The organism is Bacillus sp. T17B1 (genome assembly GCF_026796395.1).
GTDB classification, from domain to species: Bacteria; Bacillota; Bacilli; order Bacillales; family Bacillaceae; genus Bacillus; species Bacillus spizizenii_A.
The window spans coordinates 232,022-247,680 of record NZ_JALAYA010000019.1; the positions used below are offsets into that span (position 1 = coordinate 232,022).

The window sequence follows — 15,659 nt, forward strand, 5'->3', positions numbered from 1 at the left end:
AGAAGTCCTATTTAAAAACGTTGCTGATCATTATCTGACCACTCTATTTTCCGAGGCCATTCTTATGTTTACATGTCGTTTACGTGAGGGTAAGCCAAAATAGAATGGAGGGATGATAGTGGCAGCTAATGAAGAGCATAACATCAACAAAGAACTGAACCGCTATGAACTTTTCTTCAAAAAACGATATAAGATTCTTTATACAGTAAACGATTTTATCATTGGTGCTTTGTTTCTCGTCGGGAGCTTTTTCTTTTTTTATGATCAACTAATGTCGGCAGGGATATGGCTGTTTGTGATTGGGAGCTTGCTGCTGTTAATCAGGCCCACGATTCGGCTGATTCATGACTTTCATTACCGAAAACATGTGGAGCGCCAATTTAAACATCGATCTTCAACAGATGCCTCTTCTTGAGAAATAGGCGAGAACAAAAGCCAAAAAACCAGCCCTTAAATCTCAAACGAGACTTTTAGACTATTCGTTTTAAAAAAAGGAAAAAACCTAAACTTTTGTCCCCGTAAGACGATATTAACAATAAGGCCGGCGCGATACTCCCTATAACATCCTTTTCAGTAGATTTCATTATCGTGCCGGTTTTTCTCACATGCAAAGCAATCCCGCCAACCTGATTGATGGCGGGATTTTATTTTTATTACATTCCTGTCCAAACGTCTTTTACATAACGTTTTTGATCTTGCAGCTTTTGCAGCCAATCGGCTGATTCTTCCTGACTTGCTCCTTTTTCAGCTTCATATGCCTGACGCAAAGTATTCTCTACATCAGGAGCCATTTGCGATCCATCACCGCATACATAAATGTGAGCCCCTTTTTCAATGAATGACATCAATTTCTGCGTATCTTGTTTGAGCAAGTGCTGGACATATTCTTTTGGTTCGTTTTCAACGCGTGAGTAGCATCGGCCGATTGTCACCAAACCATCCTGTTCCGCTTGATCCAGCTCTTCTCTGTAAAGATCATCATGATCGGGGCGTCGGCAGCCGAAGTATAAAAGAGCTTCACCAAGCGCGCTTCCTTCCTTCTTCAAAACAGATCTTGCCTGAATAAAGCCCCTGAATGGCGCAATTCCTGTACCCGGTCCGACCATAATCATAGGGGTTTCAGGGTCATCTGGCATCTGGAATCCGGATTGCGGCGTTCGGATGAAGCAGGCTGCTGCATCACCTGTATTCAGCTCTGCTAAATAATTAGAGGCGACGCCCCGGTATTCGCCTCGCCCGCTCCAGGCTGAGTCTTTAACAACGCCTACTGTCATGCTCACGATATTGGCATTGACTTTCGGTGAGCTTGAAATGGAATAATATCTCGGTTTTAGTGATGGCAAAAGTGCTAAAAACCGCTCAAACGGCATTTCGCAGGCAGGGTAATCCTCTAAAAGATCAAGCATGGTGAGACGTTTTGCCAGTACCTGCTCTTTATAAATGCCATCGTCTGAAACGAGCTGTTCCAGCTCTTTTTTATGCGGCGGACAGACTGTATAAGAAGCCAGCTCCCGCAGCTGAAGCCTTGAAGCCGGGTCCTGCAGCTCCACATAGGACGCCAATAAATCCGTCACTTTGATTGGCCGATCCATCGGAAGGTGAGCCATATGAGGGCCGCCGCTCATTTTTATCACATGATTGGACTGCAAATCGAATCGGCTGAGGACCCGCTGAACAAGCTTCTGGCTGTTTTTTGGCAGTATGCCGATATGATCGCCTTCTTTATATGTTTTGGCGTCAGGAATCTGCAATTCAATATGCCGGGTGGAACGCGGGCTATCAGCCATCTGGAGCTCCCGGTTCTCCAAAACCTTCCCTTCAAACGCGCCATATGCTTTGGCAAGCGGCGTTTCCGTCGCTTCACTGAGAAAAGTAATGGATAATGAAGGTCTGTCTTCTTTCTGAGATATTTCGTTTATATCAAATGCTTCCATCGTTTCCTTCCAGAAGCGGTTTTCCCACGACTCGCGATGGCTTTCAAAATCATCGGCGGCATCGCCTTCCCCAATCGCTGTTAAACGTGATGCCCCTTTTGCTTTCAACATGTCATCTATCAGGCGGGGAATCCGCTGATACGTGCTGGCCCAGCTCCGGTTTCCACAGCCGAATACCGCATAGGAAACACCATTCAATCTGCCTTCCTCAAGCCCTTCCAGCCACTTTACAAAGCCGGCAGCATTATCAGGCGGTGCCCCATTATAAGAAGCCGTAACGATGACGACTGCGCCTTGCTCAGGAAGCTTGCCGATATAATCATCAAGCGGAGCCGTTTCGGCTGTAAAGCCCATCTGGCGGCCGTAAGCAGACAGTTCACCGGCTATCCCTTCCGCTGTCCCAAGATTTGAACCGTAAAGAACGAGTAAAGGTGTTCCGTGTTTAGGTTTTGTTTCTCTTGGCTTCGTTTCTGTTTTGGTGTCAGCCTGTTCTTTTCTCTGTACATTGATTGCTGCTGTTTTCCGAGGTTTCACAGTAATTTTAAAATCATCCGGCTTGATCGTTAATGCTTCTTTGATTTGTAGTTTGTAGCCAGTATGGTTTATCAAATCAAAATGCTTTAATACAAGACCGAGAACCATTGTCGCTTCTTGGAGAGCAAACTGCATGCCAATACAAGCTCTCTGCCCATTTCCAAACGGCTTATACGCATGGTGAGGAATACGCGAAGGGTCTTCAAACCGTTCCGGACGAAAATCTTCTGCATCCTCTCCCCAAGCGTTTTGATCCCGGTGCAGTTTCGGAATTAAAACGGTGACAGGCTGCCCTTTGCTGATCGGGTATTCCCCGCCTAGAACAGTGTCTTCCTTGGCATAGAGAGAAAAGGCAGGAGCTGTTGGATACAGCCTCAGTGTTTCATTTAAAACCATCCGAATGTATTTCAGCTGCTGGATTTGTGTATATTCCGGCGTGTCATCCGTCAACACGCGATCTGCTTCCTCCTGAGCTTTCTTCAGTTTTTCCGGATGTGTAAGCAGACAGTAAATCGCAAAGGAAAGCAAACCGCTTGTTGTTTCATGCCCTGCAATTAAAAATGTTATAATTTGGTGTCTGATGTTTTCATCATCGAGCGTTTCACCAGTTACAGGATCTTTGGCATAAAGCATGAGTGATAAAAGGTCCTTAATGTCTTCATCTGGATTCGCTTTTCGCTCCGCTATCATTCTATCGACCAGGGAGTTCATGACTTCTATATCCTTTTGGAACTGCAGCTTCGTTTTCACCATCATCTTATCTTGCAGGCCCAGTCTTTTCGATTGATTCATCGCCTCTTTTAAGGCACGGAGCATACTGGTGATAAACGGATGCTGAGAATCACGGTAAAAGCTGTTGAAGCGATAGTTAAACCCGCATAGCCCGATTGTATCAAGCGTCAAACGGGTCATGTCGTCCGCTACTTCAATTTCTTCATCAGGATTAAGCCGGCTCCATTTTTGAATCAGCTGGGTTGCGATATCCAGCATCATAGAATGATAGCCTTTCATCGCTTTTTGACTGAAACTCGGAAGCAAAATGCGGTGGGCTTTTTGCCAAATCGGTTCGTGCGTCCAGCTTGTAAATAAGCCGTCTCCGCCGAATTCGCGCACCTTTAGCAAGCCTTTGCCAAGGTTTTTGTCAAAGCGGCTTTCATCACACACTTCTGCCACGAGGTTGTGGCCGGATACAAAAACACTGGACATCCCTGGAAAATCGAAACGGAAAATCGGACCCAATTCATCGGCAATCCGCCATAAGGATTGAGAAAGCTGCTCTTTTTCCAGATGCGGAAGATTTTTTAAAGGTCCGTATGTTTTGGGCTGAGGTATTGCACTTGCCTGTTTCATAATACATCTTCCTCTCCTATTATTGTGATGAATGAAGCTTGATGGCGTCCCAGCAGCATTGTTCCAATTCAGTAATTAAATTTATGTCCATCTCTATATCACCCGTTTGGACGAGTTGATATATCTTGAGAAATGCCCCTAGCACAATCGCAATTAACACATTAGAGGGCAAGCTGCGAATTACACCTTCTGCTTTTCCCTTGTTAAAATAGTCATCAAGCATATGAGTCAGATGTTCTATCATTTTTCTGCTAGTGTCATTTAAGTAATGAGCGTCTTTTTTCGTATCAAGAAAAAATAGCGCATAGTCACTCTCTTTCGTAAATTGAACGAGACAGCAAAATACGTGGTGGAAGCCTTCTCTGACAGGCAATTCCGAAAAATCTCGCTTCAACTTTTCCGTAAAGCGCTGGATGCTTTCCTGAAACAATACGTTGACGAGTGTTTCTTTGCTGTCAAAATAACGATAGATCGTCCCTGTTCCCACATGAGCTCGTTCAGCTATCATCGGGATAGTGGTAGCATTAAATCCCCTTTCCGTAAAAAGTGAGACCGACGCTTTCATAATCATGTCGTATTTACTGCTGGATGCGGATAACATATGTTGTTACAACCTCCAATTCATTACGGAATGAATATTCATTCCGCTAGTTCATAATGAATCTCCAATCTGTCTGATATCACCTCTTTACCCTTTCTTATGTAATCAGTTTATATGAAAAAAACTTATTTTAATATAAAATATATGCAAAAAATTATAAATTAAGAAAATATACCCAAGAGGCGTCACTGAATATATTTCCCGAGAAATGATTTTATTTAACAGCCACAATGCAAAGACAAGAATCACGCCTAATGGCAGAAAGATCCCTGAAATGCTGGTCTTTCAGCAGTTGAATATACATTTTCTCTTTCACATCAGTATTTCCATCAATACTGATGTAGAACCGGCCGTCAATTTGAAGCACCCGGTAAATTTCTCTTAGTGCAAGCCTCATATCAGTGCAGCTCTGAACCGTATGTAAGGAAAACACTTTATTAAAGGTACGGTCATCAAAAGGAATGTTCTCAGGATAGCCATGAAAAATCTCCCCTTTTCCCATGTTTCGATTCGCGCGTGATATTTGCCTCACCTTTCGCTTTGAAGGGTCAATGCTTTTTAAGCTTCCCTTTTCCAGTTTCTCTGTTATGCACTTAAAGGCAGTGCCCTTTCCGACTCCAATTTCTAAAATTCTGTCATTTTTTTGTATGTCTAAAGAGTCCATCATCATATGCTCAATTGTTTGGGTTTGCTTATATTTCCGAGAAAATAATTTCAAAAGATTCGATCGTTTATAGAGTCTACTTTCTAGCATTTTAAACACCTGCTTTTGGTTTCCTATGTTTATTTATTATATTCGAAAAATAAACATCACCTTCATTTCTAAATAGATATGAAGATATCAACTAGACGGCAATGTGTTTAAAAATGTTTCAATGAAACTGAACTTTTTCATTTTTTCGCCAAAAAAGCAGAAAACAAAATGTTTTCTGCCCTCTTTCTAATGCCAATGATAAGGGAATACATACAGCCTCTGCTGCTGTACGGCCATCAGCCTCTGCTGGCGGAATGGATTTCCATAACCATGTTTGAAGGAATGCGGCATGGACGCATAACCATGGCCTATCGACGGCAGCCTTTTTTGATAATCGTTCATCATGCCATCACCTGCCTTGCTGTAACATTGATTTATGATATGCAGGCCGGCATTTTCTTGACAGCTGTTTCGCTAAACTTGGTCCTTCTCCATTGTATAATGCATCAATAATTCCATTCTAAGCATATGTCATCTCCCCCTTCAGCTTTTTCATTGCTTTTAGCGCCAGTTTGTTAAATAAAGATGCTTTAACTGAGACTCTTTCATTTCATCATAAATCTGCTCAATCTGCTGTTCTCGTTCGAATTCTTCCGGGCTTTTAAACCGTTTGTTAATCGTTAACGTTAAAAAGAAAAGGTTAATCGTCATATCGCTCACCCCCTTTCAAAGTCCGCTTCAAGCGAAATAACCCGCGGCATCAGTCCTTCTGCCGCGGGTAAATAAAAACCGCAGACAAAAGAAGACACCAATGCCTCTACTGCCTGCGGGGAGTTGCGTATGTCCGACTAATTCCGAATTTAATGCGTGCGATAAGCATCGGTTAAGGAAGGACACGAACTCTTCCACAGGCTGAATGAACCATGAACTTTTACTTGTGTATCACGTACTGGTTGACGTCGTTGTCTCATTGTCATTTTGTTCAGCCTCCTTTGCTTTTTCTTACTTTGTAAGTATATCCACTAAATTCCATTTTGTAAACATCTTTTTCTAAAAATGGAGGAAAATTGTGCAAATCATGGAATAGATTTGTCCTTTGATCATGATACCTGCTTCATTTCTTTTCTGGAGCGGTCTTTCTTATGATATGCGATAAAGTAAATGAGACCGACAAATACCGCTCCGCCGATGACATTGCCGATAAAAGCCGGAATGATGTTTCCGATAAACTGCCCCCACGTGAACGAGCCAGCAAATATGGCAGCGGGTATCACAAACATGTTGGCGACAACGTGCTGAAATCCGATTGCCACAAAAGCCATAATTGGGAACCAGATGCCAAGAATTTTTCCTGCTCCGTCTTGAGCGCTGAAAGAAAGCCAAACGGCAAGACATACAAGCCAGTTACAGCCGATGCCGGAAATGAGAACCTTGCCGAAGCTCATATCGAGCTTTCCTTGTGCAACGGCGATTGTTTTGTCTAAATAAGGGCCTGTTTCAGTTAATCCAACCATATGCCCGAAAAAATAAGCAACAAATAATGCGCCGATTAAGTTCATAATCGTGACAATTCCCCAGTTAACCGCCAATTCTTTTACTGATATTTTTCTCGAAAATAAAGCCATCGCAACGGACATCATATTTCCTGTGATCAGTTCAGCGCCAGCAAGAACCACAAGGATCAGACCGACGGGAAATACTGCAGCCCCGATCAAGCTGGACAGGCTTCCCCATTCTTTCGGAAGGTCCCCGATTACCCTGATATCAAGCAAGTACCCAAGCGCGATAAATGCGCCTCCTAAAAACCCCAGCACAAGCAGAGACGGCAGCGGCAGCTTTACTTTTTTCACCCCTGCTTCAATTGCTGCATCCGCTATTTCATCCGGTTTCCGAAAAGCCATACTAAAACGCCTCCATTATTTCTTCTTTTCTCACAGTTATGGCAGAAAGGCACTAAAAAAGGCAGCACTCAAATAACCTGTGTAAAACAGGCGTTTGAATGCTGCCTAACTTGTGTGCATACCCATACAACAATATCAAGCAGAATTAAGATATTGAAAGAGAATATATACAATTCGTGCATACAATCCCATCGCTTTTTGCCTTCTATAACTGTAGCAACATCATATCAAATGTGACAAATTTGTGTCAATGGCAAATATGCTAGATTTGCAGAGTTTCTTTTTGATCATCTATTTTTTTGTCAAAGACAAACACAGATACAGCGATATTTTCCTCAATTTTAATATCAGAAAACAAATGGACAAGCTTAGCCCCCATCAGTTCCTCCATTCCTTCCGGCGTTTGTTTGGAATAAAGATCTTGAATCAGGCTTGTCCGGGCCGCATGTACCATTTCCCTGCCTTCAGGTGTGCGGGCGATAAACTGCTCGCTTGCACTCAGATTTCCGTACAGTGTTGAGACTGCCATATTTTCTACAAATACAGTATGAATCCGTTCAGGCCCTTTGCCGAACAATTCTTTGCGAAGTTTTCGAATAATATCATTGAACTCATGAATTTTTTTAGACATGCTGATTACCCCTTCCGATACTGCCTCATAAGGCTTTTCCCGGTTCCCCTCAGGACATTTCACTAGGTTAAAATTTTCCTGATATATTGTATTATAATAAATATCACTTTATAATAAAAGCAGTGTTGATGGATTTGTAATAGGATCTTGTTATGAGTCTATCGGTTTATAAAAATCAAGGATTGGTCTGTTAGTAAGACTTGCTAGTGAACTATTCCGCCATGTGTGTTTACACCTTCTTAGCATTAAGGACAGGTGTATCTATACATGGCTTTTTTTGACTTCTTGAAAGAAAGATGGAGGGGAATATGAATATGATGGACGTTAAGTCGATCAAAGTCCGTGTTGACGGAACAGAAATTCAAGCACGAGCAGGGGCCACAATATTAGACATTTTAAATGAAAACGGGATTGAGTATCCGCAGATTTGCCACGTTCCAGAGGTTGACCCGATTCAAACTTGTGATACTTGCATTGTAGAGGCAAACGGCAAGCTGGTTCGTTCATGCTCTACGGCCGCAGAAAATGGAATGTCAATTGATCTTTCGGGAAGTCGTGTGAAAGAAGCACAAACCGAAGCGATGGACCGCCTTCTTGAAAATCACTTGCTGTATTGTACAGTTTGCGATAATAACAATGGGAACTGTACACTGCATAATACAGCGGAAATGATGGGGATCGAGCATCAAAAATACCCATACACGCCAAAAGAAGACCCGTCTTGCGCGGTTGATATGTCTCACCCGTTTTACCGCTATGATCCAAACCAATGTATTGCTTGCGGCCAGTGTGTTGAGGTGTGTCAAAACCTTCAGGTAAATGAAACACTTTCAATCGACTGGGAACGCGAACGTCCTCGCGTGATATGGGATGAGGGAGTTCCGATCAATGAATCTTCTTGTGTCAGCTGCGGCCAATGTGTCACAGTATGCCCATGTAATGCGCTGATGGAAAAATCAATGCTCGGGCAGGCTGGCTTTATGACAGGCATCAAGGAGGATGTCATGGAGCCGATGATTGACCTCGTGAAAAACGTTGAACCTGGGTATGGCAGCATTTTTGCCATTTCTGAAGTCGAAGCGGCAATGCGTGAAACGAGAACGAAAAAAACCAAAACTGTATGTACATTCTGCGGTGTCGGATGTTCTTTTGAAGTATGGACAAAAGGACGGGATATTTTAAAGATTCAGCCTGTTTCTGACGCTCCGGTTAACGCGATTTCTACATGTGTCAAAGGGAAATTCGGCTGGGATTTCGTCAATTCTGAAGAGCGGATCACAAAGCCTTTAATCCGTAAAAACGGGGCTTTTGTGGAATCTTCTTGGGAAGAAGCCCTCGATCTTGTCGCTAGCAGATTAGGATCAATTAAAGAGCAGTACGGCAATGGATCTGTCGGGTTTATTTCTTCTTCTAAAATTACGAATGAAGAAAACTATGTCATTCAAAAATTAGCGCGTCAGGTATTTGAAACAAACAATGTCGATAACTGCTCACGCTACTGCCAGTCTCCTGCTACAGACGGATTGTTCCGCACTGTCGGCATGGGCGGTGACGCCGGCACGATTAAAGATATTGCCAAAGCCGGTCTCGTCATCATTGTCGGCGCCAATCCGGCAGAAGGACACCCTGTGCTTGCTACACGTGTCAAACGGGCGCACAAGCTCCACGGTCAAAAACTGATTGTTGCCGACTTGCGCAAGAATGAAATGGCTGAGAGGTCTGATCTATTCATCAGCCCTAAACAAGGTACAGACCAAGTTTGGCTGATGGCTGTTACGAAATATATGATCGATCAAGGCTGGCACGACCAGGCGTTTATTGATGAGAACGTGAATTACTTTGAAGATTATAAAGAAACGCTAAAAACCTATACGCTTGATTATGCGGAACGCATCACAGGCCTTTCTAAAGAAAACATCATTCGAATTGCAGAAATGATTCGTGACGCTGACGGCACTTGTGTCCTTTGGGGAATGGGTGTCACACAAAATACAGGCGGTTCTGATACGTCAGCAGCGATTTCAAACCTGCTTCTCGCTACAGGTAACTATCGCCGTCCGGGTGCCGGCGCTTATCCTCTGCGCGGACACAATAATGTACAAGGCGCTTGCGATATGGGGACACTGCCTGGCTGGCTGCCGGGATATCAGCATATTACAGATGACAAAGCCCGCGCTAAATTTGAAGAGGCTTATGGTGTCACGATTGATGGAAAGCCTGGTTTAGATAATATTCAAATGCTTCATTCCATTGAAGAAGGAAAAATGAAAGCTATGTACCTTGTCGGTGAGGATATGGCACTTGTTGATTCAAATGCCAACCATGTGCATGATATTTTATCAAGCCTCGATTTCTTTGTGGTTCAGGATATTTTCTTGTCAAGAACAGCTCAATATGCGGATGTCGTTTTACCGGCTACTCCTTCACTTGAGAAAGACGGAACATTTACCAATACAGAACGCCGCGTGCAGCGATTATATCAGGCGCTGCCGACACTTGGTGACGCGAAACCGGATTGGTGGATCATTCAAGAGGTGGCAAACCGCTTAGGAGCAAACTGGAATTACAGCCATCCAAGTGACATTTTCTCAGAAATGGCGAGCCTTTCTCCTCTGTTTGCCAAAGCAAGTTATGAGGTGCTTGAAGGCTGGAACAGCTTCCTATGGGGCAGCTACTCAGGTGAAAGCACACCGCTTCTGTATGAAGACGGATTTAATTTCCCTGACAAAAAAGCCCGCTTTGCCCTTTCTGATTGGACTGAGCCAGCGGCATTTCCGGAAGAATATGATCTTCATATCAATAACGGCCGGATGCTGGAGCATTTCCACGAAGGAAACATGACAAATAAATCGAAAGGCATTCAATCAAAAGTGCCGAATATATTTGTTGAAATCTCGCCTGAACTAGCACAGGAGCGGGGGGTTTGTGACGGTTCGCTTGTACGGCTCGTTTCACCGTTCGGAGCAGTCAAATTAAACGCGCTGGTCACAGACCGTGTGCGGAAAAATGAACTTTATCTGCCAATGAACTCAACAGACAAAGAGTCAGCGATTAATTTCCTGACGGGGCCTGCAGCTGATAAACGGACGAACACGCCTGCATATAAACAGACGATGGTCCGCATGGAGGTGCTTGGGGGCTGCGAAACAGCGCCGCTTCCGAAAACAAATCCGCGCAACAAAAAACGGCATCCGCAAAACGGGGTCGAAGCAGAAAGAAAATGGAACCGTCCGGGCTATGTCCATCTGACTGATTAAACGAAAGGAGGAAAACGAATGGCCACTCCAATTACGACAATTAAAAAAGAAACAAAAACAGCAGAACAAATTAAGCTTGAAAAAATAGAAGAGCTGAAAGAGCTGCTGGCGGAAAATGAGGATGCCGTCTCTAAAACGATGACGTTAATGAATGAACTCAATGAACTTGGCATTTTTGATGCGGCAACAAGCATGTTGAGAGCGAAGGAAGACATCGCCAAGATTGCGCTTGGCCAAGTTTCGCGTGAGCCTGTCACCAATCTCATTAACACGATGATGGCCGCAGGAGGCGCATTAACAAAAGCAGATCCTGTGTTCACAGGAAGGCTTTTAGAAAGCGTGATGGCTGGAACTGAACAGGCGCAAAGCTTTTTAAAAGAAGATAAAAAAGTAGGAATTCTTGACCTTTTAAAAGCAATGAACGATCCTGATATCAACAGAGCCGTCGGCTTCGGCCTTCAGTTTTTAAAAGGCATGGGAAAAGAACTGCAGGAAAAATAATAAAAAACAGCCATCCCTGAGTTGATGGCTGTTTTTTTATTCGTCGACTTCTTCCAAACGCTTCTTGTAAATCAATGAACGATCAACGCAAAAGAAGGCTCCTGCTAAAAACACGCAATCCGCTAAAAACATCATCGATTTCTGGCCTAGCGTTAAGCCTTGATCGGGAAGAACTGCGCCTATATATAAAAAAGTGCTGACTGCAAGCAATGTAAAAGCAAAATGCTTGTAGTCTTCTTTTAAAGATTTCATTCTATTTTTATTCAAAAGAATCACCTGCCAGATTCAGAGTATACGACTATTATAATATAATCTGGCAGCTTACAGGGAAAGTAATTCTATCCATTTGTTATATATTTTCAAGCGCTTCCTTGATATCTTCCAGCAAATCTTCCGCATCTTCTATTCCTACAGAAATTCTGATTAATCCGTCCGTAATGCCTAGTTCAAGCCGGCGCTCTCTCGGAATAGAGGCATGTGTCATTCTTGCCGGAACAGAAATTAAGCTTTCCACCGCTCCCAGGCTTTCAGCAATGGTAAACAGTTTCAGATTCCCTAAAAATGCATCAACCCGCTCTTCACTGCCGATATCAAACGAGATCATGCCACCGAAGCCAGACCCTTGTGTTTTTGCAAGCTCATGTCCGGGATGATTTGAAGAACCAGGATAATATAACGTTTGGACACCAGGATGATTCTCCAGAAAACTTGCAATACTTCGCGCATTTTGGTCGATCGCTTCCATTCTGAGTCCCAACGTTTTGATTCCTCTCATTAACAGCCAGGAATCTTGAGGGCCAAGGACGCCGCCTGTGGAGTTTTGAACAAAATGCAGCTCTTCTCCAAGCTCTTTCGAAGCTGTCACAACTAAACCGCCGACGACGTCACTGTGTCCGCCAAGATATTTTGTCGCACTGTGAAGCACAATATCAGCTCCTAAAGTGAGCGGCTGCTGAAAATAAGGAGTGTTAAAGGTATTGTCGACAATAAGAAGAACACCCGCTTTTTTTGCGGTATCAGCCATTAACGCCAAGTCAGTGATTTTGAGCAGCGGGTTTGTCGGTGTCTCAATATAAATGGCTTTTGTGTTTGGACGAATCGCTTTTTCGACTTCTTCTCTGTTGCTTGTATCGACAAATGTTGATTCAATACCAAGACGATTAAGCACCTTTGTCATTACGCGGTATGTTCCGCCGTACACATCATCAGTCAACACGACATGATCTCCGCTGTTAAACAGCATCATAACCGCTGTAATAGCAGCCATTCCAGAACTGAACGCATAGCCTGCTTCCCCGCCTTCCAGCTCTGTCACAAGTGCTTCGAGAGCGGACCTTGTCGGATTGGCCGTTCTTGAATACTCATAGCCGGTATGCTGCCCTGCTTTCGGTTGCTTGTACGTGCTTACTTGATAAATGGGCACGGAAACCGCGCCTGTTTTTTCATCGCCTGTAATCCCGCCATGTATCATCAATGTTTTTTTCTTCATATCAGATGCCTCCTTCGTATATTTGTTTGCTGATATAACGATCACTGCTGTCAGGAAATACAGTGACAATGTTTGTACCTGCGGATGCTTTTTTTGCTTCCTTCAATGCTGCATAAAGTGCTGCACCTGAAGAGCTTCCGATCAGCAGACCTTCTTTTTCCGCCGCTTCTTTCACAAGTCTAAACGCATTCTCATCTGTTACGGTGTAGATCTCATCAAAATGGCTCTCATTCATATAATCGGGGATGAATTCCATGCCGATGCCTTCTGTTTTATGAGCATGCGGCTCTCCTCCATTTAAGATGGAGCCCTCTGGTTCAACAATCACTGTTTTGACTGCTGGATTTTTTTCTTTTAAGAAGGATGCAGTTCCTGCGAATGTGCCCCCTGATCCTGCCCCTGCGACGAACGTATGAATATTGCCGTCAAGCGCTTCCCATATTTCAGGCCCAAGTGTCTTATAGTAAGTCGATGGATTTACTTGGTTTTTAAATTGCAAAACACAATAAGAATTTTCAATTTCTGTCTCCAGCTGAATGGCTTTTTGAATGGCTCCCTGCATTCCGTCTTGACGCGGTGTATGAATGATCGATGCGCCAAGCGCTTGCATAATTTGCTGTTTCTCTGTGCTGAAATGTTCGGGAACACAGAAAATCGCTTGTAATCCATATTTTCTGGCACTCAGCGCAAGGCCGATCCCTGTATTGCCTGCCGTGGCTTCTATAATCACTCCGCCAGGCTTCACCTTTCCCGACTCCAGCGCGTCACGGATCAGCATATCTCCCAGTCTGTCTTTGATGCTTCCGCCGGGATTCATCATTTCAAGCTTGGCATACACTGCGACTCCCTCAGGAACATCAAAGTTCTTCAGGCGGAGAAGCGGTGTGTTCCCAATCAGCTCGGTAATGTCCGTAATAACAGTCATATATGTCCTCCTCCTTGATAGAGGTTGTTTTTAGGGAAAACGGAGGAGAATTCTCCCCCGTTTTTAATGAATTCGTTTGATCACTTTTAACACAAGCTCTGTTGAATTGACAGCCGCCTGCTCTAAAAATTGGTCAAATGATACATGTGATTCTTTTCCTGCGATATCAGATAACGCTCTGATGACGACAAACGGCGTTTTAAATTGATGGCATACTTGAGCCACTGCCGCAGCCTCCATTTCAACCGCGTACAGATCAGAAAATCTCGCACGCACCTCTTCAACCCGCTTTGGATCGTTCATGAAAGAATCGCCTGTTGCGATTGTTCCTTTTGCAACCTGAATGCCGTCTAATTCAGAAATCGCTTCTTCAGTGATGTTGATTAGTTTTTCATCTGCCGCATAAGCAGCCGGAAGACCCGGAACCTGACCGTACTCATAATCAAAGGCTGTTACATCAACATCATGGTGGCGAACGTCGGTAGAAATCACGACATCTCCTACATTCAGTGTATGATGAAATCCGCCCGCTGAGCCTGTGTTAATGACATAATCAGGCTTGTAACGGTCAAGCAGAAGCGTTGTGCTGATGGCAGCATTTACTTTTCCAATTCCTGATTTTAAAAGAATCACTTCAGTTCCTTCAAATTCGCCTGTTGTAAATTCACAGTGTGCGATTGTTTCTGTTTTTGCATTTTCAAGTTTGCTTCTTAGGATGGTAACTTCCTCTTCCATTGCTCCGATGACTGCTAGTTTCATCTATTCACATTCCCTTCACTTTACCGTTTGATCGCCTCCATTATCCACACGAAGTCGTTTTGCTGAGTGAATTGGACTGCAAAACCTTCAGCCGTAAACATCGCTTTCAACGCATCCAATGTAGGATAATGCTCCGTCTCTAAATCATGTGCCAGCTGATTGAAGCTTTGAGAACGGGCTTTATCAATAGCCTGTTGATATGCTTGCATATCTTCAAAGACGGTATCGGCAAACACTATTCTATCATGCCAGTGAAGGTATTTGCCATAATGCTTTATGGCAGCCCGCTTTTCTTCGTCGGTCAAATGATGAAAAGCATATGAACTGACAATTGTGTCAGCATGAAATGGAGGTTCAGGAAATGTCAGGAAGTCTCCGTCAACGATTTCCGCCCTGCCTGAAAGCTTGTCAGAAGCTAATTTACGCATTGCGGGAGACGGTTCAATTCCAAATACAGATTTGCCCGCTTCCAGCAGCTTGGCTGTCAAATTCCCCGTCCCCGGGCCAAATTCTAACACATGCGTTCCAGATCTGCTGACGATGGACTCAAGGATATCATCGTAGCCTCTGAACGCTTCTTTATACTGAATATCAAAACCTTGTACTGTTTGGTCATAAGTTGCTGCCCAATCTTCAAAGAGAGGAATAAATTCACGTCCCATATTTGTCACACTCCATATTTTATAATTCCTATAAGCATACTATGAATTAATGATGGAACAGTTCCTATCTTACCACATCTTCTGGAAAGCAGGTACTAAAACACTCCGTGTATTTTATGCCATCTATATTGCGCGCTTACCGCAAAAAAGCTTATACTTCATATGACTTGTGAAAGCTGGAGGGTCTAGACATGAATTTTCAATTAGATTTGATAAAAGACAAAGTGGAATTTTTTGAAGCGGCTTCATTGCAAGAGCTTGAAAAGAAAATCAATACCCAAATTGAAAACAATAAAGCCATCATGCTCCGGGTGAAATCTGTTTCACACCAAACTGCTGTGGCAGACGGCAGAATATTGTACAGCGCGGTTGTTCACTTCGCAGCTGAGGCCTAAAACAAAAGCAGCCGGCTCTAAACCGG

16 protein-coding genes are annotated in these 15,659 nt (G+C 43.7%); 4 read left to right on the forward strand and 12 right to left on the reverse strand.

The window, feature by feature from the left end; genetic code table 11:
* The first annotated feature begins 118 nt into the window (after window positions 1-118).
* On the forward strand, window positions 119-415 hold the full coding sequence (locus MOF34_RS10975; RefSeq protein ID WP_019715191.1) for a YrhK family protein: 297 nt from the start codon (window positions 119-121) through the stop codon (window positions 413-415).
* 238 nt (window positions 416-653) lie between these two features.
* Here the strand turns inward: MOF34_RS10975 and cypB are convergent, their stop codons facing one another.
* The 7 genes from cypB to MOF34_RS11010 all read right to left on the reverse strand — a co-directional run bounded on the left by cypB (window position 654) and on the right by MOF34_RS11010 (window position 7,645).
* The gene (gene cypB / locus MOF34_RS10980) at window positions 654-3,818 is read right to left on the reverse strand and encodes a bifunctional cytochrome P450/NADPH--P450 reductase CypB (protein WP_268400158.1); all 3,165 of its coding nucleotides are present in this window, start codon (window positions 3,816-3,818) and stop codon (window positions 654-656) included.
* Between the two features lie 19 nt (window positions 3,819-3,837).
* Window positions 3,838-4,419: a transcriptional regulator FatR gene (gene fatR, locus MOF34_RS10985; RefSeq protein ID WP_268400159.1), complete on the reverse strand. Its 582-nt coding sequence runs from the start codon at window positions 4,417-4,419 to the stop codon at window positions 3,838-3,840.
* A 214-nt stretch (window positions 4,420-4,633) separates the two neighbouring features.
* Complete coding sequence (locus MOF34_RS10990; protein ID WP_268400160.1) at window positions 4,634-5,173, reverse strand: class I SAM-dependent methyltransferase; 540 nt, start codon at window positions 5,171-5,173, stop codon at window positions 4,634-4,636.
* A 186-nt stretch (window positions 5,174-5,359) separates the two neighbouring features.
* Window positions 5,360-5,518 (reverse strand): hypothetical protein, encoded by a 159-nt coding sequence (locus MOF34_RS10995; protein ID WP_138921988.1) that lies wholly within the window; start codon window positions 5,516-5,518, stop codon window positions 5,360-5,362.
* Window positions 5,519-5,674: 156 nt separating this feature from the next.
* Window positions 5,675-5,824 (reverse strand): YrzI family small protein, encoded by a 150-nt coding sequence (locus tag MOF34_RS11000; RefSeq protein ID WP_003237348.1) that lies wholly within the window; start codon window positions 5,822-5,824, stop codon window positions 5,675-5,677.
* 389 nt (window positions 5,825-6,213) lie between these two features.
* Window positions 6,214-7,014 (reverse strand): formate/nitrite transporter family protein, encoded by an 801-nt coding sequence (locus tag MOF34_RS11005; protein ID WP_268400161.1) that lies wholly within the window; start codon window positions 7,012-7,014, stop codon window positions 6,214-6,216.
* 262 nt (window positions 7,015-7,276) lie between these two features.
* Complete coding sequence (locus MOF34_RS11010; protein ID WP_268400162.1) at window positions 7,277-7,645, reverse strand: DUF2294 domain-containing protein; 369 nt, start codon at window positions 7,643-7,645, stop codon at window positions 7,277-7,279.
* Window positions 7,646-7,959: 314 nt separating this feature from the next.
* Here MOF34_RS11010 and fdhF point away from each other — a divergent pair, with 314 nt between their 5' ends.
* Window positions 7,960-10,902 (forward strand): formate dehydrogenase subunit alpha, encoded by a 2,943-nt coding sequence (gene fdhF, locus MOF34_RS11015; protein ID WP_268400183.1) that lies wholly within the window; start codon window positions 7,960-7,962, stop codon window positions 10,900-10,902.
* Window positions 10,903-10,920: 18 nt separating this feature from the next.
* Window positions 10,921-11,403, forward strand: coding sequence for a DUF1641 domain-containing protein (locus MOF34_RS11020; protein ID WP_268400163.1), 483 nt, complete (start codon window positions 10,921-10,923; stop codon window positions 11,401-11,403).
* A gap of 36 nt (window positions 11,404-11,439) precedes the next feature.
* Here MOF34_RS11020 and MOF34_RS11025 read toward each other — a convergent pair whose 3' ends face one another.
* The 5 genes from MOF34_RS11025 to MOF34_RS11045 all read right to left on the reverse strand — a co-directional run bounded on the left by MOF34_RS11025 (window position 11,440) and on the right by MOF34_RS11045 (window position 15,238).
* Window positions 11,440-11,670 (reverse strand): YrhC family protein, encoded by a 231-nt coding sequence (locus MOF34_RS11025; protein ID WP_268400164.1) that lies wholly within the window; start codon window positions 11,668-11,670, stop codon window positions 11,440-11,442.
* A gap of 82 nt (window positions 11,671-11,752) precedes the next feature.
* Complete coding sequence (locus MOF34_RS11030; protein ID WP_268400165.1) at window positions 11,753-12,892, reverse strand: bifunctional cystathionine gamma-lyase/homocysteine desulfhydrase; 1,140 nt, start codon at window positions 12,890-12,892, stop codon at window positions 11,753-11,755.
* A gap of 1 nt (window position 12,893) precedes the next feature.
* Complete coding sequence (locus MOF34_RS11035; RefSeq protein WP_268400166.1) at window positions 12,894-13,817, reverse strand: O-acetylserine dependent cystathionine beta-synthase; 924 nt, start codon at window positions 13,815-13,817, stop codon at window positions 12,894-12,896.
* A gap of 63 nt (window positions 13,818-13,880) precedes the next feature.
* Window positions 13,881-14,576 (reverse strand): 5'-methylthioadenosine/S-adenosylhomocysteine nucleosidase, encoded by a 696-nt coding sequence (gene mtnN, locus MOF34_RS11040; RefSeq protein WP_268400167.1) that lies wholly within the window; start codon window positions 14,574-14,576, stop codon window positions 13,881-13,883.
* A 20-nt stretch (window positions 14,577-14,596) separates the two neighbouring features.
* Complete coding sequence (locus MOF34_RS11045; RefSeq protein ID WP_268400168.1) at window positions 14,597-15,238, reverse strand: class I SAM-dependent methyltransferase; 642 nt, start codon at window positions 15,236-15,238, stop codon at window positions 14,597-14,599.
* Window positions 15,239-15,429: 191 nt separating this feature from the next.
* Here MOF34_RS11045 and MOF34_RS11050 point away from each other — a divergent pair, with 191 nt between their 5' ends.
* Window positions 15,430-15,633: a YrzA family protein gene (locus MOF34_RS11050; protein ID WP_003225924.1), complete on the forward strand. Its 204-nt coding sequence runs from the start codon at window positions 15,430-15,432 to the stop codon at window positions 15,631-15,633.
* Window positions 15,634-15,659: the final 26 nt, after the last annotated feature.